Annotated in this window: 23 protein-coding genes; 14 read left to right on the top strand and 9 right to left on the bottom strand. The window is 47.0% G+C overall.

Annotated elements, in window-relative coordinates:
- Nucleotides 1-16 precede the first annotated feature (16 nt).
- From jag to H9I35_RS07350, 3 genes are all read left to right on the top strand, one after another.
- On the top strand, nt 17-718 hold the full coding sequence (gene jag, locus H9I35_RS07360; protein WP_016521227.1) for an RNA-binding cell elongation regulator Jag/EloR: 702 nt from the start codon (nt 17-19) through the stop codon (nt 716-718).
- A gap of 72 nt (nt 719-790) precedes the next feature.
- Nucleotides 791-1831 carry a peptidylprolyl isomerase gene (locus tag H9I35_RS07355; protein WP_371809432.1) on the top strand — a complete coding sequence of 347 codons (1041 nt, stop codon included), beginning with the start codon at nt 791-793 and terminating at the stop codon, nt 1829-1831.
- Nucleotides 1832-1915: 84 nt separating this feature from the next.
- Complete coding sequence (locus tag H9I35_RS07350; protein ID WP_187418777.1) at nt 1916-2857, top strand: BAR domain-containing protein; 942 nt, start codon at nt 1916-1918, stop codon at nt 2855-2857.
- A gap of 73 nt (nt 2858-2930) precedes the next feature.
- On the opposite strand, the gene argA is transcribed toward H9I35_RS07350, so the two are convergent.
- On the bottom strand, nt 2931-4253 hold the full coding sequence (gene argA / locus H9I35_RS07345; RefSeq protein ID WP_187418776.1) for an amino-acid N-acetyltransferase: 1323 nt from the start codon (nt 4251-4253) through the stop codon (nt 2931-2933).
- 210 nt (nt 4254-4463) lie between these two features.
- Between argA and H9I35_RS07340 the strand changes: the two genes are divergently transcribed.
- The 10 genes from H9I35_RS07340 (at nt 4464) to H9I35_RS07295 (ending at nt 13771) form a co-directional block, all read left to right on the top strand.
- Nucleotides 4464-5051, top strand: coding sequence for a DJ-1/PfpI family protein (locus H9I35_RS07340; protein ID WP_187418775.1), 588 nt, complete (start codon nt 4464-4466; stop codon nt 5049-5051).
- A 159-nt stretch (nt 5052-5210) separates the two neighbouring features.
- Nucleotides 5211-5738: an HdeD family acid-resistance protein gene (locus H9I35_RS07335; protein ID WP_187418774.1), complete on the top strand. Its 528-nt coding sequence runs from the start codon at nt 5211-5213 to the stop codon at nt 5736-5738.
- 29 nt (nt 5739-5767) lie between these two features.
- Nucleotides 5768-6604 carry a hypothetical protein gene (locus tag H9I35_RS07330; protein ID WP_187418773.1) on the top strand — a complete coding sequence of 279 codons (837 nt, stop codon included), beginning with the start codon at nt 5768-5770 and terminating at the stop codon, nt 6602-6604.
- Between the two features lie 172 nt (nt 6605-6776).
- Nucleotides 6777-7484 carry a glycerophosphodiester phosphodiesterase gene (locus H9I35_RS07325; RefSeq protein WP_187418772.1) on the top strand — a complete coding sequence of 236 codons (708 nt, stop codon included), beginning with the start codon at nt 6777-6779 and terminating at the stop codon, nt 7482-7484.
- Between the two features lie 25 nt (nt 7485-7509).
- Nucleotides 7510-8532 (top strand): C4-dicarboxylate TRAP transporter substrate-binding protein, encoded by a 1023-nt coding sequence (locus H9I35_RS07320; protein WP_187418771.1) that lies wholly within the window; start codon nt 7510-7512, stop codon nt 8530-8532.
- Between the two features lie 78 nt (nt 8533-8610).
- Complete coding sequence (locus H9I35_RS07315; RefSeq protein ID WP_187418770.1) at nt 8611-9114, top strand: TRAP transporter small permease; 504 nt, start codon at nt 8611-8613, stop codon at nt 9112-9114.
- Nucleotides 9111-10397 (top strand): TRAP transporter large permease, encoded by a 1287-nt coding sequence (locus tag H9I35_RS07310; RefSeq protein ID WP_187418769.1) that lies wholly within the window; start codon nt 9111-9113, stop codon nt 10395-10397. Before H9I35_RS07315 ends, H9I35_RS07310 begins: the two co-directional genes overlap by 4 nt.
- A gap of 29 nt (nt 10398-10426) precedes the next feature.
- The gene (locus H9I35_RS07305) at nt 10427-11563 is read left to right on the top strand and encodes a Gx transporter family protein (protein WP_187418768.1); all 1137 of its coding nucleotides are present in this window, start codon (nt 10427-10429) and stop codon (nt 11561-11563) included.
- Nucleotides 11564-11658: 95 nt separating this feature from the next.
- On the top strand, nt 11659-12990 hold the full coding sequence (gene rmuC, locus H9I35_RS07300; protein ID WP_187418767.1) for a DNA recombination protein RmuC: 1332 nt from the start codon (nt 11659-11661) through the stop codon (nt 12988-12990).
- A 52-nt stretch (nt 12991-13042) separates the two neighbouring features.
- Nucleotides 13043-13771: a hypothetical protein gene (locus tag H9I35_RS07295; protein WP_187418766.1), complete on the top strand. Its 729-nt coding sequence runs from the start codon at nt 13043-13045 to the stop codon at nt 13769-13771.
- Here the strand turns inward: H9I35_RS07295 and H9I35_RS07290 are convergent.
- The 8 genes from H9I35_RS07290 to H9I35_RS07255 form a co-directional block, all read right to left on the bottom strand.
- Nucleotides 13715-14200 carry a VanZ family protein gene (locus H9I35_RS07290; RefSeq protein ID WP_252722626.1) on the bottom strand — a complete coding sequence of 162 codons (486 nt, stop codon included), beginning with the start codon at nt 14198-14200 and terminating at the stop codon, nt 13715-13717. The two genes, H9I35_RS07295 and H9I35_RS07290, sit on opposite strands and share 57 nt — an antisense overlap.
- A gap of 61 nt (nt 14201-14261) precedes the next feature.
- The gene (locus tag H9I35_RS07285) at nt 14262-15041 is read right to left on the bottom strand and encodes a metal ABC transporter substrate-binding protein (RefSeq protein WP_187418765.1); all 780 of its coding nucleotides are present in this window, start codon (nt 15039-15041) and stop codon (nt 14262-14264) included.
- A gap of 31 nt (nt 15042-15072) precedes the next feature.
- A complete protein-coding gene (yfcE, locus tag H9I35_RS07280) occupies nt 15073-15657 on the bottom strand; it encodes a phosphodiesterase (protein ID WP_187418764.1) in 585 nt (194 codons plus the stop codon).
- Between the two features lie 85 nt (nt 15658-15742).
- Nucleotides 15743-17050 (bottom strand): phosphodiester glycosidase family protein, encoded by a 1308-nt coding sequence (locus H9I35_RS07275; protein WP_187418763.1) that lies wholly within the window; start codon nt 17048-17050, stop codon nt 15743-15745.
- Between the two features lies 1 nt (nt 17051).
- Nucleotides 17052-17894 carry a carbohydrate ABC transporter permease gene (locus H9I35_RS07270; protein WP_187418762.1) on the bottom strand — a complete coding sequence of 281 codons (843 nt, stop codon included), beginning with the start codon at nt 17892-17894 and terminating at the stop codon, nt 17052-17054.
- Between the two features lie 88 nt (nt 17895-17982).
- On the bottom strand, nt 17983-18873 hold the full coding sequence (locus tag H9I35_RS07265; protein ID WP_187418761.1) for a carbohydrate ABC transporter permease: 891 nt from the start codon (nt 18871-18873) through the stop codon (nt 17983-17985).
- A gap of 77 nt (nt 18874-18950) precedes the next feature.
- Nucleotides 18951-20267 (bottom strand): ABC transporter substrate-binding protein, encoded by a 1317-nt coding sequence (locus H9I35_RS07260; RefSeq protein WP_187418760.1) that lies wholly within the window; start codon nt 20265-20267, stop codon nt 18951-18953.
- 169 nt (nt 20268-20436) lie between these two features.
- Nucleotides 20437-21222, bottom strand: a complete 786-nt coding sequence (locus H9I35_RS07255; RefSeq protein WP_187418759.1) for a TrmH family RNA methyltransferase — start codon at nt 21220-21222, stop codon at nt 20437-20439.
- Nucleotides 21223-21461: 239 nt separating this feature from the next.
- On the opposite strand from H9I35_RS07255, the gene H9I35_RS07250 reads away from it, so the two are divergent.
- Nucleotides 21462-22625 carry an ABC transporter substrate-binding protein gene (locus H9I35_RS07250; protein ID WP_187418758.1) on the top strand — a complete coding sequence of 388 codons (1164 nt, stop codon included), beginning with the start codon at nt 21462-21464 and terminating at the stop codon, nt 22623-22625.
- The last annotated feature ends 15 nt before the right edge of the window (nt 22626-22640 follow it).

Below are 22640 nucleotides of genomic sequence, written 5' to 3'. Positions count from 1 at the left end.
ATAAAAGAGGTATGTTATGATATACGAGTATGAAGGAAAAACCGAAAAAGAAGCGATCGAAAAAGCCGCGAGCGAACTCGGCCTCGAACGCGATCAGTTCGACGTGGAGATCCTTGAAACGCAAAAAAATTCGCTGTTCAAAAAAGGCTATGTAAGGATCCGCGTCAATCCCGTCGATTCCCCCGATGCGTCGCACGCGGGGAACGATAACAGAATGTATGAAACGTCTGCGAGGATCGTCGCCGATCCGCTGCCGCAGGATGAGTTCGAAAAAAAGCTGCTTGAGTTCGTCGACACGATTATCGAAAAGATGGGCTATGACGTAAAAACGGAAATCGTATTCCGCGAAGCGCGGAAAATCGGCATAAAAATGAATTCGCAAAATTCGTCGATCCTCATCGGGCGGAAAGGAAAAAACCTCGATGCGCTCCAGCTTTTGGCAAATATCTATGCCGGCCGGCTCGGTCACGAAGACGTGCGCATCATCCTCGATTCGGAAAATTACCGCATCCGCCGCGAAGAATCGCTCGTGCGCCTTGCGTACACGACTGCGGACAAAGTGCATCAGACGCACAATTCGATTTTGCTCGAACCGATGAATCCGTTCGAACGCCGCCTTATTCACACGACGCTCAACGACATCCCCGATATCGACACGAAATCGGAAGGAGACGGCTTGTATAAGCAAGTGCGCGTTCTCTATAAGGGCGTTCGCTGACGTATCCCGCAGTGCGCGGCGCGATCGAAGCGAGTTCAAATTTTATTAATTTTTGATAAGGTGAAAATGCCTATGCGGAAATTGTTATTATCGTTTGCAGTGTGCTGTGTTACGATCATGTACGGAGGATGCAATCCTATGGAAAAAAGCATAAAATCGATTCAAGGGAAAGACGGAGTATTCGCCGTCATGGAAACGACGCGCGGAAACATCGTGCTTGAGCTGTATTACAAGGATACGCCGCTTACCGTCGTGAATTTCGTCGGGCTTGCCGAAGGCACGCTCGATGCGGCGAAAGGCAAACCCTTTTACGACGGACTCACGTTTCACCGCGTCATCAGCAAGGGAAACGGCGACGATCAGGATTTTATGATCCAAGGCGGCGACCCGCGGGGCAACGGCACCGGCGGACCGGGCTATTCGTTTGCCGATGAAATCGTCGACAAATACGCCTTTACTTCAGGCGGTCTCCTTGCCATGGCGAATTCCGGAGCGAATACGAACGGCAGTCAATTTTTTATCACGATCGTTCCGACGCCGTGGCTCACCGGCAAACACACGATTTTCGGCAAAGTGCTTGAAGGGCAGGACATCGTCAATAAGACAAAACAGGGCGATGCGATCAAAAAAATTACGATCGTACGGAACGGCGAAGACGCGAAAAAGTTTACCGCATCGCAAAACGATTTTAATAAATTATCCGCCGAAGCTCTGAAAGCGGCCGCCGCTCGGAAAGAAGCCGCATTCGCCGATCAAATCAAAACGATCGAAAAGAATTTTGCGAATTTCGAAAAAAACGCCGACGGCATTTATTATAAAATAAAGAAATCAGGCAGCGGCGAAAAAACGGGACGCGGCAAAAAAGTTTCCGTCGATTACAAAGGCTATCTCATAGACGGCCGCGTATTCGATTCGTCGGAAGGCAGGGCGCCGCTGTCTTTTACGACCGCCGCGGGGCAAATGATTCCCGGTTTCGACGCGATGGTGCAGGATATGAAAAAAGGCGAAAGCCGCACGATCGTCATCCCGCCCGATTTGGCGTACGGCGAGCGCGGTTACCCGGGCGTCATCCCCGAAAACGCGTATATCGCATTCGATATTACGCTTCACTGAGGTAAACAGAAATTATTAATTATTAAAACGCCGTGTTTTAAGCGCGGCGTTTTTTTATCGCTTTTATAAAAAGGAGCGAGGTAAATGATTTTTTCGGGATTAAAAAAATTAAGTAAAATATACGGATTTAAAAATAACGGGACTTTTATATACGGTATGGTAAAAAACACATATATCGTTATATTCGATGGAAACAAACATAAAAATGTTTGGTTTCGATTTCCGGGACAGCTTGATGAGGGTGATAAAATAAAAATCGAATCGTGGAAAAAGAGAGGCTTTGTAAAAAAAATTGTTTTTTTGGAGGATAACGCCATTTCCGTTGAAATGAATTTTATTAAATATATTGTTCCGTTCAATATAAAAAAAATAAAAGAAGTCATCGACGACATTACAAATTATATATTTAAAAAATATCCGGAAAGACAAATCGTATGTAGCGAAGACGACTGTTCGGCCGATGCTGTTGTAATATATGACAGCGGAGGCCTTCCTCTGCCGCGTTGTCGCGCCTGTGCCGAAAAGCCGCGTAATCGGACAAAAGCCCTATACGAAAAAGAAAAGGTGGAAAATAATAATTATATAAAAGGCGTCATATATGCGCTCTTTTTTTGCATACCGGGAATTTTATTTAATATTTTTTTCGCTATGCTGGGGAAAATAGCAGGTATTTGCGGTGCCGCATATTATAGGCTTGCACGAGAAGGATTTTTAGAGGCAAAAGGAAAATTTAATAAAATCGGTATTGCTTTGGTTTCCTTTGTGAGTTTGTTGTTTTCCGTTTTCGGAGCTTATGTAGGCTTTTTTGCATATACAGTAAAAAAAATTATAATACAGTCCGAGATAAAAAGTTCGGCCTTTAAAAAGGCCGTCGAAATAGCTTTTAAAATCATGCGTATGCCTGAAGTAAAAAAAGAAATCACAGCAAATATACATATATCATTGGTTTTTTGCGGAATAGCTATTATTTTTTTTACAATAAAAGATTTTCAGGTGGTAAAAAAAATCAAAATACGCAAAATATAATCCCGTTCGCGGCGTTTTTTTTCGTCTTCTAAAAAAGCGAAACGAATTACGATTGTTATTCGGCACTTGCCCTCTATTGCAGTTTTAACCGGTACAGTTTCGAGCCGCGGTTCGGCGACCATTTTTCTTTGCGTTTTTCAGGCAGCGTTCCGATATCGTCCGGCACAAATCCCAAATTTTCAAACCAATCGGCCGCCTGCGTCGTGAGGATAAACACGCTTTCCGAACGTTCCCGTTTTGCCTTTTTTAATAAAAATTCGATGAGCTTCGGTCCGACGCCGATATTCGCGCAGGATTCGTCCACGGCGACCGCTGCAATTTCCGCCTGATGAGCGTCGTAAAAATGCAGCGCGGCGCATGCGCGTATGCCGCCGTCGAGTTCGTAGACGATATAATCGTCGGCGTTTTCGAGCAGTTCGGCATCGCTTCTCGGCAAAAGTTTTCCGGAGGCGACGAAGGGGCGCATAAGCGAAAGAACTGCCGGAATGTCTTCGGTTTGCATCGCACGGATACCGCCGTAATTTTCCGAATAGATCATCGTACCGCTTCCGAGTCCTGAAAAAATTTCGCAGGGCAGCACGCCGTCGAGCGCACCGTTTACGATATGTGTTCTTGCGACGCCCGATGCGCACGCGCTCTTTGCCAAGCGCAGGAGCGAAAGGATTTTTCCGCTTTCCGAATTCGCATTCGCGTCGATAAAAGAGTCGAGTTCGCCGAGGTTGAGCGCGGGGATTTCACCCGTTTCCGTCACGGCGATTCCGGGCGGCACGGTAAAATGCGATGCATTTATATCGTCGCCGCTTGTGACGAAAAACAATTTATCGGCTTGCAGCTGCACGGCGACTTCTTTTGCGAGCGCCGGAGAAGAGATATTGTACGGCTTTCCCGTTCGGCTCCAGCCGATGCACGGAAAAATCGGAACGAAGCCGTCGGCGAGCACCGTGCGGATCGCGTCGGTTTCGAGCTTGTCGATTTCACCCGCGTCCCCGTAATCTTTGCCGTCGAGCACGCCGATCGCGCGCGAGCGTACCCAGTTTCCGATCACGGCGGAAATGCGGTTTGCGGCGAGAGAAGTCATCACCGTATTCGAAACGTCGAAAGCCGCCATTTTTATGAGAGGCATCGCTTCATGCGCCGTAACGCGCACGCCGTTTTGCATCGTCCACGAAATATGCGATGCCGACAGCACTTCATCGATGCGCGAGCGCGAACCCGGCACGATGAGTACGTGCAGTCCCGCTTTTTTGATAAGCGCTATGTCGCGGATGTGGCTTGAAAAAAGCGGCGAGTCGATGTCGTCGAGATAGATGACGACGACGGCGTTTTTAAATCGGTCGACGTAACGAATGACGTCGCGGATGCGCTGTGCTTTTTCGATTCGTATATTGTCCGCCATAAGGCTATTATAGCGCGCGGACGCGGAAAGTGGCAACGCCGCTTTGCGGGCTGCCGCCGACTGCCCATTTTGGAAAAAACGTCTAAATCGCAAAATTGTCAAAATCGCAAAATCATAAAAGAGCGCTTACCGATGTACGATAATTACGGTATACTGTAAAAATTAATAATCGAATGATGTAATTAGTAAGTGTCGTATGAGGAGGAAAATTTGAAGCGGGTCAATATTATCCTGTTCGACGATTTTACGGCGCTCGATGCGTTCGGACCGGCGGAAGTATTTGCAAAGACGGAGGCGGGCTGCGATATACGGTATTATTCTCGATCGGGAGGGGCTGTAACGTGTTCGATACAAAATAAAATCGAAACGGAAAAAACGGATGCGATAGACCGAAAAGATATCCTCATCATTCCCGGCGGCATAGGCACGAGACGCTTGGTCGGTGACGAAGATTTTATTCGAAAACTGAAAACGCTTGCGTCGGAAAGCGAATACGTTTTGTGCGTATGTACCGGTTCCGCCCTGCTTTCCAAAACCGGATTGTTGAACGGCAGAAAAGCGACGAGCAATAAAAAAGCGTGGGAGTGGGTAACGGCGCAAAATAAAAACGTACATTGGATAAAAGAAGCGCGCTGGGTCGTTGACGGAAAGTATTATACGTCATCGGGGATAACGGCGGGGATCGATATGACGTTGGGATTTATAAGCGATACGGTACATAGAAACGCCGCAAAAAAGATCGCCGATGTGCTTGAATACGTACGGCATAAAGACAAAAATTTCGATCCGTTTTGTTAAGATGTCCGCCGGCCTTTACATCGTTGTCCGAAACGTTTTATATTTTCGCTTGACAAAGTTTCCCGCAAGCTATAGCGTAATACCGACAGACGAGCGGCGCGATACGGTGAGCACAAACGCGGTCATACCGTTACGGCGCCGATTACATCAGGAGGACGTATGAGAAAAGAATTGCAGTGGGGTTTATTGATAACGGGAATTCTATCCGTTATCGCCGGCATTTATGTAATCGCACAGCCGATGGTCAGTTTGGTTTCGCTGTCGATTTTTTTTGCGGCGGTACTCTTCGTCAACGGCGTGTATGAAATAGTCCGCTATTTTTACGATAAAGGAAATCGCAGCGGCTTTATGCTCTTTGACGGCATCGTTACCGTCGTGCTTTCTCTTATCCTGTTTTCCGGTCCGCTGGGCGCGATGGTCACGCTCATTCCGTACATATTCGTGTTTTGGGTGCTTTTCGGCGGGATCTCAAGAATCTTTATCGGCTTTGAAATACGCAAAGCCGACAAGCGCGAAGGAAATTATTTATTTTTGACCGGCGTACTCGGAATATTCTGCGGCATCGTCATGGCCTTTCATCCGCTTTTTACCGGATTGGTCGTCGCGTACATGATCGGTTTCGGTTTTATGTATCAGGGTATTATCAATATCGTTTCGTTTTTCCGATTGCGAAAAACCGCACAATAATATTTTCCTGAGAGTTGCGGAGAGCGGTGATGCTTCGATCGCAATTTAAAGCCTTTGTCGAATTCCGTAACGAATTCCGCTCTCGCGTTGCCGAGTGGTCGAAGTACGCTTCGGCGCTCGAAACGCTGCAAAAAACAGCCGCGCAAAAGGATACGCCGGATTATCCCGTGGAAACGACGGTCGTGTACAACCGTGCGCTCGACGACATCTCCGCTCAAGATGAAATCAAATTGATCGTCATCGGCGACAATCCGGGTAAAGACGAACAGCTTTCGATCAACAATCGCTACCTCGTCGGACAGAGCGGGAAAATCGCCGACGGTTTTTTTCGCCGCAATCCCGAACTGCAAACCGATTTCAGAAAAAACGTCGTCATCCTGAATAAAACGCCGGTGCACACCGCGAAGACGCACCATTTGCGCTCTCTGCAAAAAGCAAATCCTGAAATCGCAAAGCTCATCGAAATAAGCCAACTGTGGATGGCCGAACACACGGCAAAGCTCCATCGCGCACTGTGGGAAAACGGCGCAAGCGGAAAAAAAATTGCGCGAAGCCGAGCCGATACGCACGGCAAAAAAAACGGCGAGTGTTTTAATCCGGTGCAGCTGTGGCTTGTCGGCTATGCGGAGTTGAAAGAGAAGGGTATATTTGCGCCGTACCGCGACGCATTAAAAGCCTGCTATGCCGGAAGTGATGCGTGGAAAAGCGTTTTCATCTATCAGCATTTTTCGATGAACCGTTTTCTCATCGATTTAAAAGCGTATCAAAAAAATCGCGCGGTAAATGAAAGCGAAGAAAAAACATCTCTTGCTTGCGATCTTGAAAAGCTCGGCGAATATCACAGAAAAGAAATTTTCGGCGAATGAATGTCAAATCAAAAAAATAATATTAATAAAAATTATTAATATTAAAATAGTTCACTCCGTTTTTATATCATAACGCATATAAAAAAAGCAAAATAAAAAACTTGACAGCTGAAAAATCTGCCCCTATAATTTACTTATACTTATTAAATTTTCAAGCTTTTCGGAGCTGCAGATGGAATTGATTGCGCACAGAGGTGTCCCCGATCTTCGTCCGGAAAACACGGCAAGCTCTTTTATTTTGGCGGTGGAATCCGGTGCGGATCAAATCGAATGCGACATACAGCGGACAAAAGACGGAGAATACGTCATTTTTCACGATTTTACCGTAGACCGCACGACCGACGGTACGGGCAAAGTGCGGGACAAAACGCTCAAAGAACTGAAAGCGCTGTCCGCGCACAATAACATGGAGCGCTATTTCGGAGAGCGGATTTTAACTCTGGACGAATTTTTATACCTCATACCTGAAAATCTGATGTTGAATTTGGAGGTAAAGCGCGACGTCAAAGAAGAAGAGCCGTGGGAGACGGATTTGCTGCGTTTCGTGCTTGAAAGACGAAGTACGGATGCGTTTATTTTAGCTTCATTAAATCATATTGTTTTGGAACATATTGCAAAAGAAAATCGTGACGTAAAGCTCGGTCTCGCATTGGACGGCGAATTGCTGGAATTAAAAACCTATTTGAAAAATCTTCCGTTCCGTATTTACAGTTATCATCCGGCTGCAGAATATGTAAATAAAAGCGGTGTGGAATTTTTACATTCTTTGGGCATAAAGGTATATCCGTGGATTATCGACGACAAGGATACCTTTTCCGATATGTCGGAATGCAAAGTCGACGGCGTTATAACCAACAGGCTTTGCTTTTTGACAAATTGATTACCAATCTCAAGAGGAGTGAAAGATGAAACAAAGAATCAAACGAACGGTATGTTTTTCGGCGTTGATTGCGGTATTGTTTTTAGCGTTCGGATGCAGTAAAAAAAATGCGGGCGGACAGGGAGCGGCAAAACACGTATTTAAACTCAGCAACGTATTTACGAACGAACAGCCTTTGAACGTTACGCTGCGCGAAGTTGCGGACAATATAAATAAAAGAACGAACGGTGCGATCGAAATTCAGATTTATCCGAACGGTGAAATCGCGACGTATAAAGACGGCATCGAGCAAGTGCGCGCGGGTGCGTATTTTATTTCCAACGAAGATCCGAGTTATATGGCGGACTATGTACCGGATTATAACGCGCTTGTCGGGCCCATGCTCTATAACAACATGGAAGAATATACGGCGATGTGTCACAGCGACTTTGCAAAGGCTTTAAATAAAAAAGCCGAAGAAAACGGGATGAAAGTGCTGGCATTGGATTACGGATTCGGTTTCCGCCATATCTGCGCGAACAAACCCGTGCGCAATCCGAAAGAATTGAACAGCATGAAACTGCGTGTTCCGAAATCGAACTTGTGGATCGAAACGCTGAGTGCGATGGGTGCGAATCCCATACCGATGGCATGGTCGGAAGTATATTCCGCCGTACAGCAGGGCGTCGTCGTCGGACTTGAAACTTCCATCAGCGATATTGCGGACAATCAGATGGGCGCCATTATCAAAGATATTTCGTTGACCGGTCACTTTTGCGGAACGACATGCTGCGTTATGTCGAAGAAAATTTGGGACAGTCTTACGCCGGAACAGCAAAAAATCATGGAAGAAGAATTCCTTGAAGGTGCAAAGCGGAACAACGAACGCGTAGCGCTGCAGGAAATCAAAGACAGAGAAAGCCTCGGAAAAGAAGGGGTAAAGTTCTACGAAGTCGAAAAAGACGAGTTCCGTACATTGACCAAAAAAGTGTTTGAAAACAATAAAAATCTTACGCCCGGCGTATACGATACGATTCAAGCCGAATTGGCAAAAATTCGCGGCAAGTAAACACCGGTAAAAGGGGTAGAGGCGAAAAGTCTCAGCGGCATTTCGTCTTTACCCGTATTAATTAATAAGGAAATGAACATGAACAGAAAATCCGTGCTCGGTAATTTGGATTATATTATCGCAGCCGTTGCGCTTTTCGGTATCGTTCTCTTCGTTATCATCAATGTCTTTTGCAGATATATTTTGGGTTTTATATTTAATTGGATGGAAGAGCTTGCAACGATTATGTTCGTGTGGTGTACCTATATGGGCATCGCAGCCGCTTACCGAACGCATGATCACGTGGGCATAAACATAATCGTAAATCTGCTTCCGGAAAAATTGCAGTTTGTCATTGAATTTTTAATAGACCTTTTCGTGTTGGCGCTCGATATTATTATTTTCATACTCAGCGTCAGACTTTGTATCAGTTCATGGGGCAAAATAACTCCGATAATCGGATTGTCGTACACCTTTGTCAACGCGTCGATCAGTATCGGATTTTTGCTTTTGATCGTTTATACGGCGCTGCGCTTATTCGAAAAAGTAAAACGGATAAAGCTCGTGTTTCTTTCAAAAAAAAATAGGCAGGAAAAAATATGAATTTAATACCGCTGTTGATCGTGTTTATTTTATTTATGCTCAATGTACCGATCGGTTTTGCGCTCATCGGCGGATCCATGACCTATTTTTTATTTATGTCGAACAATATGCCGCCGCAATTCGTATTGCAAAATTTCATATCGGGTATCGAATCTTTTCCGCTGCTTGCCATACCGTTTTTTATCTTTGCGGGCGTGATTATGAATTATTCGGGCATCAGCAAGCGTTTGATGCGTTTTGCCGATCTCTTGGTCGGACATCTCCCCGGCGGACTCGGACAGGTAAACGTCGTATTGTCCGCGCTCATGGGCGGGATCTCCGGTTCCGCAAACGCCGATGCCGCCATGCAGTGCAAAATTTTGGTTCCTGAAATGGAAAAGCGCGGTTTTCCGATGCCGTTTTCCGCGTCGATTACTGCGACCAGTTCCATCATACCGACAATCATTCCGCCGGGCATTATGCTTATTTTGTATTCGATGGTTGCCCGCGTCAGCGTGGGTAAAATTTTTATGGCGGGATATCTTCCCGGTTTGGTTATTACCGCCTGTCTCATGATATCCGTGCATATCGAATCGATAAAACACAATTACGGACGGACACGGGAAAAGATGGCGAGCGGCAAAGAAATCGTGCAGGGTGCGGGAGCCGCCGTTCTCGCTCTCATTTTACCTTTGGTCATCATCATGGGTTTGCGTCAGGGCGTTTTTACTCCGACGGAAGGAGGCGCCATCGCATGTTTTTACTGCACGCTCGTAGGGATGCTGGCTTATCGCGAACTGCACGTCAAAGACTTTATTCCGATTTTACGGGAAACCGTCAATTCCACCGCGCAGGTAATGTTTATCATCGTCGGCGCGAATCTCTTCGGTATGTATTTAAGTTATGAGCGCATTCCGCACATGATTGCGCAGGCGGTGTTGAGTATTTCCGCCAATAAATACGTATTTTTAATGCTCGTCAATATCTTTTTATTTATCGTCGGAATGTTTGTCGAAGGCGGCCCCGCCATCATCATCATTGCGCCGCTTTTGGTTCCGATATTGAATACACTCAAAATCGATCTCGTTCACTTCGGCATCGTCATGACGCTGAACATGGCGATCGGCGGATTGACGCCTCCTTTCGGCTCCATGATTTTCGTCGTATCGTCGCTGCTCAAAGTGTCGATATGGGATTTTTTGAAAGCGAATATGCCCTTTCTTTTGGCAAGCATCGCGGCGCTTTTGATCATCACATATATACCCGCCATATCGCTGTGGCTGCCGTCGCTCTTGGGCTTGTAGGAGATGCGGCGACAGTTTATACTTGCGCTATGACGAACACAACCCGATCTTCGCGCGTTCCGTTTTTTGCGGCGCTCTGTCTTTTTCTTTCCGCAGTCGAATACGCGATCCCGAAACCGCTGCCGTTTATGCGGCTCGGATTGGCAAACCTTCCGATCCTCATTTCGCTCGCGATGATGTCCAAACGCGACGTCGCCTTTTTGATCGTGCTGAAAGTGCTCGGTCAGGCGCTCATCTCCGGCACGCTTTTTTCGTACGTATTCGTGTTTTCCGCAGCGGGTTCGTTCGCTTCCGGTTTTGCTATGCTCCTGCTTTACGCGCTCTTTCACAAAACGAAGCTCATGTCGAACATCGGCTTGAGTCTCGCAGGTGCGCTTGTAAACAATGCGGCACAGGTCGCCGTTGCCCGCATGATGATCTTCGGCGCTCAAACGCGTTACATCGCCCCGCTTCTTTTTGTCACCGGTCTTGTTACCGGTCTCGTGCTCGGTATTTTTGTCAATATTTTTTGCGCGAAATCGTCGTGGTATAAGCGCCTCCTTTCCGAACAATTTGATTCGAATACGGCAAGGGGGGAAGTCTCCCCCTCGCTCCAAAGTCCTCGCGCCGAAAGCGCTCCGGTCTTTTCCGCTGCCCCCTCTTCCGGCAGCCCGATCGATGCCGATGCCAAAACTTCGCGCGTTCAGTTTATCGCAGCGATGATTTTGTTCCCGATTTTTTTGTTGCACGGACTGGTCGTTCCGAAAACTTTTTCCGGCATCGCGCGCGTGTGCATCGTGTGGATTTTCGTTGCGGCGTTTTTCACAATGGCTGCAATAAAAAAACGCGGCCGCATCAAAGTGCTGCCGACAGTCTTTATGACGATCGGCATTACCTTTTTTGCGCTGCTTGCGCCCTCGGGCAAAGTGCTCCTTTCGCTCGGCAAATTCCGCATCACGCTCGACTCGCTCCTCGTCGGTTTGCATAAAAGCGGCATTCTTTCGGGCATGGTATTTCTTTCGCAATTTGCCATATCGCCGCACTTGCACTTGCCGGGCAAAGCGGGCATATTTCTCGGACAGATGTTTACGACTTTCGACGCGCTTACGGCAAAGCACCTGCATTTTTCGCGAGGCCGCGTCATCGCCGCCCTCGACTCGCGCCTCAACGAATTATGGGAAGCGTGAGAGCGGAATCATACTGAAAAGTAACAGACGCATCTACAGAGCCGCTTCGGCGAACCGCAGTCCGAGCGGCGGAAAAGGGGTTTTCGATTAATAATATGGAATTGCAGTTTTTTATAGCGATTATCGGATTGCTTTTGCTCACGGTTATTTTATTAATCGTGCTTATTGTTAAAAAAAGCGGGACCGATTCACGGACGATTATCAACCGGCTTGAAAATTACGAAAAAAATCTGAAGGACGAATTTGAACGAAGCAGAAAAACGAATTCCGAAAGCGACAGAGAATCTCGAAAAGAAAACACCGAAACGCTCGTAAAATTCCAAGAATCGATAAACGGAAAATTGGACACGCTGACAAAAAACACGCACGAATCCTTGACGAATAATTTAACAAAATTTATGGCGATCATTTCTCAAAAATTCGACAGCTTATCAAGTGCGACGCAGGCGAATCTTTTTAAACAGCAGGAAACCATACAAGCCGGTCTTAAAAACATACAGGATAACAACGAAAAAAAACTCGAGCAGATGCGCATGACGGTAGACGAAAAACTGCAGTCGACGCTTGAAAAGCGATTGTCGAGTTCGTTTGAAATCGTGAGTAAGCAGCTTGAAGCCGTACAAAAAGGACTCGGCGAAATGCAGACTCTTGCCGGCGACGTCGGCGGACTCAAGCGCGCATTGACGAATGTAAAGTCCGCCGGAGGTATGGGCGAAGTGCAGCTTGAAGCCATCCTCAGCAATTTTTTATCGGCCGAACAATACGAAAAAAATGCGCATCCGAATCCTTCCAATCCGAAAATGGTCGTCGAATTTGCCGTAAAAATTCCGTCGAAAATCACGGAACGCGATTATATCTACCTGCCGCTCGATTCGAAATACCCCGTTGCGATTTGGGATAAGCTGACACTGGCGTATGAAACGGGAGATAAGTCCGAAATCGAATCGCAGAAAAGAGCGTTGGCTTCCGAGATAAGGAGCATGGCAAAAGACATTAAAGAAAAATATATCGAAGTTCCGCATACGACCGATTTCGGCATATTGTTCGTTCCGTATGAAAGTTTGTATGCGGAGCTGAACCGCATTCCGGGGTTTGTGCAGCAGCTGCAAAACGATTTTAAAGTTACGATATCGGGGCCGACGACGCTGACGGCACTTTTGAACAGTTTGCAGATGGGCTTTCGTACGCTTGCGATTCAAAAAGAGACAAGCAAAGTTTGGGACTTGCTCGGTTCCGTAAAAACGGAATTCGGAAAATTCGGCACGCTTTTGGCAAAGACAAAAGAAAAGCTGCAGTCGGCGACAAATGAAATCGAAAAAGCGGAAAAGAGCAGCCGCAACATCGAAAAAAAATTGACACGGGTCGATGCGCTTTCTCAAACGGATGCCGAAAAAGTTCTCATCGATACGGCTTTCGACGCGGAATGATTTTGCAAAAATCTATCATAATATGATAGGTTTATTCGGTTAATATATGTGTATGAATTTTGAAATCATAGACAACGCCGATATCGGCAGCAGGTATCATATTAACCGTATCATTCGAAATGATGAAATTAAAATTATTGAAATCGGAGAATTTGATTATGATTATTATGATTTTGTGATTATTTATTTTATGTTCGGCAAACAAACGGATGACGAAATAATAGAACTTATAAACCAATATCGGCAAAAAACGATTTGCATTATAGGCTGCGTTAAAGAAATTTCCGATGACGATATTCTTTATCCGGACGATGTTTTTATGAATTTTTTTGACCTTTATTTTTACCCTATGACGGATTTAGAGGTCGAAGACTTAATTCAAGTTTGTTTTTTAAACCGCGGAGGTGAGCAACACGGAGATCCGCAAGACTGGATTTTTGAAAAGTCTGCAGTCTCTTTTTATTCCGAAACAGGGAAATCTCTTGATGAAGCTACGGATGCGATTAAAAAACGTCATGAATATATACGCAACATCATAAAGACATCAAAATATATCAGTCCGGAAATAAAAAATAGCGAATTAAAGCATAACCGTGCCATTATAGCTTTTTTATCAAACGGTATAGAAAATATACTTCAGCAAACGGCAAAATCCATTGCAGTTTTATCGCAATATCTTACGGTCGATGCTTCTCTTTTTTATTTTTATCAGGAAGATAATAAGTCAATTGAAAAAGGATTCTGTAAAATAGTTTTCATTCTCGGAGAATTGATTTATTAGATAAAGCTTTTGTTTTTCATTTTTTGAAATGCCTTGTTCATGTGCTTTTTTTCGCCGCATGAGCGCCGTGCGCACAAGGGACGCGGCAAGGGCGCCGGTACAGTCGGCAATCCAATCGTATACGGAAGCGTCGCGGCCGGGAACGAAGATTTGGTGAATTTCATCGCTTGCTCCGTAACATGCGGCGGCGATACACACGATCAAAATACATGCGGCGGGTTTTGTCTTCCACGTACCGCTGTCGAGCCAATACGAAAAAGTGAATGCAAAACATCCGAATGCGCAGGCGTGTAAAATTTTATCCACACCCGGAAACAGTACGGAATCGGGCAGCGGCAGTTTCGATCGTGAAGAAAGTATAAAAATAGCCGCGGCGACTGCAATCGACATACAGCGCATAAAATAAACAAACGGTTTTTGTATTTTCATAAGACGATTCTCTTTGTAATGCTTGTTCGGGATCGATTTTCCGGCCGCGTGTTTTCGGCGTTTACATCGCTTTCATCAGCGAGGCGATATTTTCCCGTATGACGTGCAGCAGTGCATTTCGTTCGACTTTGTCGGGAAAGTTTCGCCACACGATATACGCGGCGTTGGGCGCGACTTCGGCGAGCGGACTGCCTACGGGGTTATGCACATTGTCGATGATTATATCGTAGCCGCCGGTTTTCGCGTTTGCGATTTGGTTTGCCGTCACCGCTTCCGGCCCGAATGTTTCCGTAACGGTAAAACCCAAATCGGCGGCGAGGTAGCGCTGGTGTTTGTGGCACAGCACTTTTGCATTCGATTTTCCGCGCCGTTCGATTTCCGCTTTCGCATCCCGTATGGCATTTACATAGAGGGCGAGGCGCGCTTTGTTTTTTTCTTCCGTACCCAATCTTTCCGCAATTTTTGCCGTTTCGCTCGTTACCGTTGCAATTGAATTGTCGCTTGCGATTCGCATCATTTTCGTTCCGTCTATAGAATCGCCGAGCGTTTTCATCATTCGTTCAAAACCGGCGTAGATGAAAAGATCGCTTGCCGTGATTTTTTGAATATCGCTTACCGTCACTTCGTATTCCGGCGGATGACGAAGCATTGCGGGTGCGATCGTTTCAATATTGTCCGCTCCTGCGATGTCGGCAAAGGCGGCTGTCCACGATGTCGATGCCACGATTCGAGTTTTCGGTTCGACCGCATTTTGTGCGGAGTTCGATATATCGTTTTTTCCGTTTGCGAAAAGTGCCGCCGCAGATAATATCGGCAGTATAAAATTAATAATTTTTTTCATCGTGTAAAATCCTCCTTCGATTGCGCGCAGCTTATTTGCAGCTCATCCGCTTGAGTTCGCGTCCTTCCATATCGTACAATGCGATTTCGCTTTTTTCGTATACGGCGAATCCCGCAGGAGAATCGTTTTTCGGAAGCGATGTCGACCCGGGATTGCATACGAGTACGCCGGCTTGCGTTTTGTACAAGTGCTGTTCGTGGATGTGGCCGAACAGTTCGATATCGTTCGGAGAAAGCGGCGGAACTTTGCTGCCGGCGACAATTGTTTCGTTCGCCGTTTGTTTTGCCGGAGCATAGATGTGTCCGTGCGATGCAAAAATTCTTATACCGTCATCAGCGATGCAGGCGTAATCCGCAGAAATCGGGAAGGCGAGTACCATTTGATCGACTTCGGAGTCGCAGTTTCCGCGGCACGCGATTATGTTATGAGCGAGCGGATTGAGCATTTGCGCGACAAGGGCGGGCGCATAATTTTCCGGAAGCGGATTTCTCGGCCCGTGATAGAGTACGTCGCCGAGTAAAATAATTTTATCGCATTTAAGTGCATGAAAGTGCGCGAGCGCTTTTTCACAAGCCGCAGCGCTTCCGTGAATATCGGACATGATAAAGTATTTCATACTGCGAATCATAACGCGCTTTGGGATCTTTGGCAATGTTTTTAAAAGCGCATATCCAAAAGGAGCGATATCGTTGCGCGCCGATTTACGATATGACGATGATTCCCGGTACCGGTCGTTCCGCTTCCCGATTGTCGGCCGTTCGGTCTTTCAAATGCAAAAATCTCTCGCCGTTTACAAGCAGCTGCGACGATCCGCCGCCGTCCAAATTGACCGAGTTTTGAAGACCGATCCGGGCGCAGTATGCGGCCATTTCTTTGAGAGAACAGCCGGGACTTTCTTTTCCTTTTACGTGGCCGTGGATGCTTGCGGCTTCGGCCCAAATTAACACGGGCAAATCGTCTTTATCGGCTCCCAACACTATCCGTCCGGCTCTTCCGCCGTCCCAAGAAAGGGGGTATACCGTCGGTGGAAATGCGGTCATTTTTCCGAATTCGCAAAAAGGGCAGCCGGAAAAATCGACGGCAGGTTTTCCGTTTTCCGTCATCGCAGGTCCGACTTGCAATGCAAACGCATACGGCGTATCGCTTTGAAACGAACAGTGCGGATTGGAAACGGCAACGGACTTTTCCGTTTGAATGGCAAAGCCTCCCATAGGAACACGAACGGCTCCTCCTTCTTTCGACGCGATGACGCGGCCGTCGGCAACGAGCAATGCGCTTCCGCTGCACGGCGGCGTCATTTCCGTATCGGGGCGTTCAAAAAAAAGACAGTTTTCGCCGTGTATGTAAGTTTTGCCGTCTATCGTTACGGATACTTCGGTGAGTTCGGGATGTGCGATCCGTGTTTTTCCGTCAGTATCCACGACGAGTGCGGGACGATGATGCAGCGGCGGCAAAATCATTGTTCCTTTTTGCACGGTCATACCGTAGGGCGTTCCGAAAAGATCGTACGGACTGAGCGCATCGAAAGTGTCCATTAAAAAAAAGTGGGCGTTGCATGCGATGTCGTGCGCTTTTGCGGCGTCGCTTACGCAGCCGAATCGATTCGAAACCGGCATAGCCCTCGTACCCGCACCCGATCCGTCAGCCGTATCGCAAAAACCCGCTTTTATAACCGCATTCAGCAGGCTTTCACTTTTCGGATCGCCGCTTTCGATCCACGCGGCGAGGTTTGCCGTCGTATCGTAATACGTCACGCCGCCGATCGTTCGGGGCATCGAAGCCGTATCGACGGTGTCGGGTACATGGAAAAAAATCAAGTGTCCGGCTTCGGTAGGATTTTTCGGAATGATGGCCACGCGATAGAGCTGTGCCAACGATTTAATAAAATCGGAACGGAACGGAGCTTGCGTAAAGGCGATGTCGTTCCAGCCGAATCCCGACACGGTCAAAAACCGCTGAATATTTCCGTCGGGATTGTCTATTTGATCCAAGCGTTTGATGACAGTCATATTATCCTTTGATGCCGGCGTTCATGGAATTTTCGATGATATAGCGCTGGCAGAAAACAAACACGATGATCAGCGGCAAAACGGCAAGTACGCCGGCCGCAAGCAGCAAATTCCATTCGCTCGAATATTGACCTTGGAACATCGTAAGTCCGAGTGTAACGGTGTACAGCTCCGTTTTGGCAATGTAGAGCATAGGCCGAAGCAGATCGTTCCAGTTGTTCATAAATGCGATGATAAACAGCGTCGCGATCGGCGCGATCGATTGCGGTACGTAAATCATCGTATACATTTGAAGCGAATTCACCCCGTCGATGATTCCGGCATCGAAAAGCGCTTCGGGTACTTGTTCGTAAAATTCTTTCAGCATAAAGGTACCGAGCGCGCCGGCAAGGAAAGACGGCACTATCAGGGGAAGATAGGAATCGAGCCAATTCAAGCGCATCATAAGATAGTACTCGGGGATGATCGTAACTTGAACCGGAATCATATAGGTGAGCACTAAAAGAGAAAACAGCAGGTTTCTGCTTTTGAAGCGCATCCGTGCAAATGCAAAACCGCTGAGAGAGCATACGAAAAGCTGTCCGGCCGCGGCAAGCACGACGACAAAAACGGAGTTTAAAATATAGCGTCCGAAATTATATACGCCCATGACCGTTTTATAGTTGTCCCACATTTGGCCGGTAAACAGCAGATCGGGTATGAATCTCGGCGGATCGGCGAAAATATTTTTCGCACTCATAAAAGAATTCGACACCATCCAAATGAACGGAAAAATCGAAAGCAGTACAAATAAAATAATCAATGTATATCGTATGGCCGGAATGCGGCCTTCTTTGTCCAACACGGTATTCTCCTAATAAAAGTTTTTACGAAAAACGGTAATCTTCAAAAAGCGCCGTTCCCGTTTGAAACGATGCTTTTCCGAAATTTTTTTAATCCCACGGCTGCGCCCAGCGTTTTCTGATGTAAAAATTCAATACGGTAAAAAAGGCGACGATTATCAAAAGGATAAACGCGATCGATTCGGCGAAGCCGACGCGGTAATATACGAATGCGTTTAAGTACACGTCATAGACGAGCGTGTTCGATGCGTTCATAGGTCCGCCGCGCGTCATGGCAAGAATCAATTCGAAGTTTTTAAATGAATCGATGATTGCGATTGTTAAAATAAAAAACGTCGTCGGACTCAAAAGCGGCAGCGTTATGCGGAAAAAACGCTGCGGGCGGCTTGCTCCGTCTATGGTCGCCGCTTCCATCATTTCATGTGAGATATTTTGAAGGCCGGCAAGAAACAAAATCATGTAATAACCGGACATTTTCCATACTTGGACGAATGCAACGGTAAACAAAACGAGTTTTTTATCGCCGAGCCAATTCGGCATAGTCATAATGCCGACGCTTTTCAAAACAAGGGAAAGGAGTCCGTAGGTGGGGCCGAGCAGCCATCGCCAAACGATTCCGACCGCAACCGAAGAAGTGATGACCGGCATGTAAATGGCAGCGCGGAAAAAATTGACACCCTTTATTTTTACGTTGATAAGGCAGGCAAAAATCAAGCCGAGCAGCATACCGCCTGTTACATAGAAAACGGAAAACTTGAACGTATTGCGGATAACAAGCCACGTGTCGGGGTCTTTAAGCGCTTCGATATAGTTTGCAAATCCGTGGAATCTCGGAGATGCGAGCAAATTCCAATCGGAAAAGCTTAAGATAAATGCGGCGACGATCGGCATTAAACGAAAGACGAACAGACCGATGACGGTCGGCAATAAAAAAATCCATGGTGTCCACGGCTTGTGCCATACGAGTGATTTGGAAGACATTATTATATCCTAAATTAATAAATATTGAATAATAAAAAGACGGCATGCAAACTGACGCATGCCGCCGATAAAATCAATTATTTGTAATAACGGGAAAGAACAACGTTGATGTCTTTGGTCGCGGCCGTAATCGCCTGATCCATCGTTCTCTCACCGTTCAACGCGCTGTCGATGTAACCGTTTAAGCCCATCGCTTCGTTCGCACGGTAACCTCTCCATTCGTTCCATCCTTTTGTGTAGGAAGTTTTAAGAGGCTCACCCGCTTCTTTATTCAAAAGCTCCATCTCTTTGCCGGGCTGCTGAGCCGGGTCGACGATGCCTTTTGAAAGCGCAATGTTCGACGGAATTTTACCCGCCATATACTGCGACAAATCGATACCTTCGCCCGCAACGTACTGCATGAATTTCCACGCTTCATCGACATTTTGCGTATTCGGCGACATACAGTATGCATCGGGCCAGCCGTAGGTGACGCGCTTTGCTTTACCTGCGGGTCCGAACGGAACGCGGCTTATACCCCACTTTACGCTGTTGCCGAGCGTTTTGCGGTGATTGTCGACATACCATGAACCGTCGATCCACATTGCGCATTTACCCTGCGGAAAAATATCCTGATTGCGGAATGCACTCATATCTTTTTGACGGGGTGCGACTTTTTCAACGGCAACGAGCCGATACAGAAAATTCAGCGCATCGATCGCATTTGCATCCGGAGCGAATTTGTTTTTTTGCGCATTGAGCAGGTTGCCGCCGTTCGCATACACCCAGCTTTCGATTTGCGCATAACGTCCGTAAAACCAAAAGCCCCACTGGTCGACGACACCGTCTTTGTTTTTATCGATCGTCAATTTTTTTGCGGCGGCGAGAAAATCGTTCCAGCTCCAGTCATCCGTCGGATATTTGACACCTGCCGCATCAAACATATCTTTGTTGTAGTAAAGCACCGCCGTAACGAGCGCGAACGGAAGCGCATAGACATGATCGCTTTTTGCAATCGCTTTCGTCGCGTCCATCATCGATTTATAAAATTTTTTATCGGTACCGTCGCGTTTGATAAGCGGATCGAGATTGTACATGAGACCGCTTTCCGCCCATTCTTCGAGATAGCCGGAACTCATCGTAAAGACGTCGGGCAGTTTGCGCTGCTGCGCCTGAATGCGAAGTTTCGTCCAGTATTCATGTGTGTCGATAATGGTATTGTTGATTTTTACGTTCGGGTGTTCCGCCTGATACTTTGCAATGATTTGCATATTTTGATCTTTCATGGTCGGATCCCACGTCCACCATTCCAGCGTAACCGGCTTTGCGGACGAACCCGTCGTTTCCGCGGTACCGGTCGCAAAAACCGCCGCGCCGATGCTTGCAAGCATGACGGCCAAAATCATTTTTTTCATAATGCCTCCTTAAAAAAATGAATCGACATTCGTAATGTGTATAATACCGCCGATCGGCAGAAAGAGGTTTGGACGAAAAGACAGCACTATACGTTTATTTAATTTTTTTATACTACTTCATTCCTTGGTACGCTGTCAATAAAAAGAGGAGATAAAAAATTACTTCGCGTCAGTGTGCGCCGGACGGCGTTTTTTGCAGTTCGTATAAAATAATAGATGCCGCCTGTGCGACGTTTAAGCTTTGTATGGCGGGCTCGCTTCCTTCGGCGAATCCCGCAAAAGGAATGATGACGCATTCGTCGCAATTTTTCCGCACGTCGTCGGATATGCCGTCCTCTTCGTTGCCGAGTACAACGGCTACCGGTTTGCTTCCGCGCATACCGGCAATTTCCGCGATCGTTTTTTTTGCAGACAAGTCGGTGCCTATCCGCAGCATGCGGTTTTGTACCGCGTCCATAAAACGTGCGATCGAATTCGCGGAATAAATCGTAACGAATTCCATACCGCCTTGTGCGATGCGGTAACTGCTCGTCGTGATCGCAGACTGCGATTCGTCCGCCGGTATGACGATGTTTTTCATACCGAAAAAAGCCGCGCTTCTCACGATTGCACCGAAATTGTTCGCGTTGCCGATGCGGTCGAGTACGAGTACGTTTTCGCCGTTTGCAATCCATTCGTCCGCAATGTCGGAATCGAGCGGTGTGATTTTCGGCATAAAAATCATCGCGACGACGCCCTGATGATGCACGGTACCGGAAAGCTTTTCCAAATCGGCAGGTTCCACCAAATTATATATGCCGCGATTTTCTGCAAGCTTTTTGCAAAGTCCTCCGAAAAACGGCGCCGTCTCTTTTGTAAAATACAATCGGCGGATTTTTTTCCAATTATTTTTTTCGAGCTTTTTTACGGCGGAAAGTCCGCACACGGCGAGTTCGTCGTTTTGTTTGTTTCGCATGAATTTATTGTAACCGATTGTGCCGCACGTGACAACGCGCACGAAGTCTTTGTAGGTACGGAGGCTTTGTTGAGCACGCGGACGGTTTTCAAAAATTGCCGCGGAGAGCGTACATACGGGATAAAGCGGCACTTGCATAAAAATCGAATTCCGTTATAATTCAATTGAAACAAATCGCCGGAGTTTGTACGCGAATACAAATTTCGGCTTTTTTTGTTTGTCTTTTTTTGGAGGAAAATATGAAAGTAATCGGCAAAATCGTTCTTTTCGGAGCTGCCGTTTTTACACTCGGCGCGTTTGTTTCGTGTACGAAAAAAAACGCAGAGGCGGAAAGCGATACGATTAAAATCGGCGTATTCGAACCGATGACGGGAGCGAACGCGGCTGGCGGCGCCCTTGAGCTCGAAGGAGTTCGTCTTGCAAACGAACTGTATCCGACGGTTACGGCGGGCGGGAAAGAATATAAAGTCGAACTCGTGGTCGCCGACAACAAATCCGATAAAGTCGAAGCGGCGAACGCGGTACAGCGTCTCGTTGACAAAGAAAAAGTAAAGGTTGTGCTCGGTTCGTGGGGTTCGGGTTATTCCATCGCGGCAGGTCCCATCGTGCAGGAAGCGAAAGTTCCGGCTATGGGATTGACGTGTACGAATCCCCTCGTTACAAAGGACAATCCGTATTATTTCCGCGTATGCTTTATCGATCCGTTTCAGGGAACCGTTATGGCGACATACGCGAATAAAAATCTCAACGCGAAAACCGCGGTGCTTATCCGTGAAATTTCGAACGATTATTCCGTCGGTCTTGCGAAATTCTTTTCCGACACGTTTAAAAAACTTGCCGGAGAATCGAGCATTCTTGCAGAGCTCAATTACAATACAGGCGATCAGGATTTTACCGCACAGCTGACGACGATCAAAGCGAGCAATCCCGACGTGATTTTCGCGCCGGGCAATTACACCGAAAGCGCCCTTATCATGAAGCAGGCGCGGGAACTCGGTATTACCGCTCCCTTCCTCGGCGGCGATACGTGGGAAACGCCCGAACTCATCGATGTCGGAAAAGATGCCGTTGAAGGCTGTCTCCTTTCTACGGCTTTCGATGCAGGCGGTGCGACGGGTGATCTTGCAAAAACTTTTTTGGCAAAATACGATGAAAAATATCACAAAGAACCCGCCGCGTTTACGGTTCTCGCTTTTGACGGATATCGCCTTGTTCTCGATGCGATACGCCGGGCCGATTCGATCGATACGACGAAGATTCGCGATGCGATTGCGGCTACGAGAGATTTCGAAGGGGTTGCAGGCGACGTTACGCTCGATGAAAACGGCGATGCGACGAAAAGCGCTTTTATTAAAACCGTAAAAGACGGAAAGTTTACGTATATTACGATCGTAAACCCGTAAAAATTTTTAATAATT

The sequence above is a fragment of the Treponema sp. Marseille-Q4132 genome, from assembly GCF_014334835.1.
Taxonomy (GTDB): domain Bacteria; phylum Spirochaetota; class Spirochaetia; order Treponematales; family Treponemataceae; genus Treponema_D; species Treponema_D paredis.
This window is presented reverse-complemented; position numbering and strand designations above follow the sequence as displayed.

Excerpts from the sequence above, each read along its gene's own strand:
- yfcE (WP_187418764.1), bottom strand. The coding sequence starts at position 15,657 with ATGAAATACTTTATCATGTCCGATATTCACGGAAGCGCTGCGGCTTGT.
- H9I35_RS07310 (WP_187418769.1), top strand. The coding sequence starts at position 9,111 with ATGAATTTAATACCGCTGTTGATCGTGTTTATTTTATTTATGCTCAAT.
- argA (WP_187418776.1), bottom strand. The coding sequence starts at position 4,253 with ATGGCGGACAATATACGAATCGAAAAAGCACAGCGCATCCGCGACGTC.
- H9I35_RS07315 (WP_187418770.1), top strand. The coding sequence starts at position 8,611 with ATGAACAGAAAATCCGTGCTCGGTAATTTGGATTATATTATCGCAGCC.
- H9I35_RS07250 (WP_187418758.1), top strand. The coding sequence starts at position 21,462 with ATGAAAGTAATCGGCAAAATCGTTCTTTTCGGAGCTGCCGTTTTTACA.
- H9I35_RS07335 (WP_187418774.1), top strand. The coding sequence starts at position 5,211 with ATGAGAAAAGAATTGCAGTGGGGTTTATTGATAACGGGAATTCTATCC.
- H9I35_RS07325 (WP_187418772.1), top strand. The coding sequence starts at position 6,777 with ATGGAATTGATTGCGCACAGAGGTGTCCCCGATCTTCGTCCGGAAAAC.
- H9I35_RS07285 (WP_187418765.1), bottom strand. The coding sequence starts at position 15,041 with ATGAAAAAAATTATTAATTTTATACTGCCGATATTATCTGCGGCGGCA.
- jag (WP_016521227.1), top strand. The coding sequence starts at position 17 with ATGATATACGAGTATGAAGGAAAAACCGAAAAAGAAGCGATCGAAAAA.
- H9I35_RS07330 (WP_187418773.1), top strand. The coding sequence starts at position 5,768 with ATGCTTCGATCGCAATTTAAAGCCTTTGTCGAATTCCGTAACGAATTC.
- H9I35_RS07255 (WP_187418759.1), bottom strand. The coding sequence starts at position 21,222 with ATGCGAAACAAACAAAACGACGAACTCGCCGTGTGCGGACTTTCCGCC.
- rmuC (WP_187418767.1), top strand. The coding sequence starts at position 11,659 with ATGGAATTGCAGTTTTTTATAGCGATTATCGGATTGCTTTTGCTCACG.
- H9I35_RS07320 (WP_187418771.1), top strand. The coding sequence starts at position 7,510 with ATGAAACAAAGAATCAAACGAACGGTATGTTTTTCGGCGTTGATTGCG.
- H9I35_RS07295 (WP_187418766.1), top strand. The coding sequence starts at position 13,043 with ATGAATTTTGAAATCATAGACAACGCCGATATCGGCAGCAGGTATCAT.
- H9I35_RS07265 (WP_187418761.1), bottom strand. The coding sequence starts at position 18,873 with ATGTCTTCCAAATCACTCGTATGGCACAAGCCGTGGACACCATGGATT.
- H9I35_RS07260 (WP_187418760.1), bottom strand. The coding sequence starts at position 20,267 with ATGAAAAAAATGATTTTGGCCGTCATGCTTGCAAGCATCGGCGCGGCG.
- H9I35_RS07350 (WP_187418777.1), top strand. The coding sequence starts at position 1,916 with ATGATTTTTTCGGGATTAAAAAAATTAAGTAAAATATACGGATTTAAA.
- H9I35_RS07275 (WP_187418763.1), bottom strand. The coding sequence starts at position 17,050 with ATGACTGTCATCAAACGCTTGGATCAAATAGACAATCCCGACGGAAAT.
- H9I35_RS07305 (WP_187418768.1), top strand. The coding sequence starts at position 10,427 with ATGACGAACACAACCCGATCTTCGCGCGTTCCGTTTTTTGCGGCGCTC.
- H9I35_RS07355 (WP_371809432.1), top strand. The coding sequence starts at position 791 with ATGCGGAAATTGTTATTATCGTTTGCAGTGTGCTGTGTTACGATCATG.
- H9I35_RS07290 (WP_252722626.1), bottom strand. The coding sequence starts at position 14,200 with ATGAAAATACAAAAACCGTTTGTTTATTTTATGCGCTGTATGTCGATT.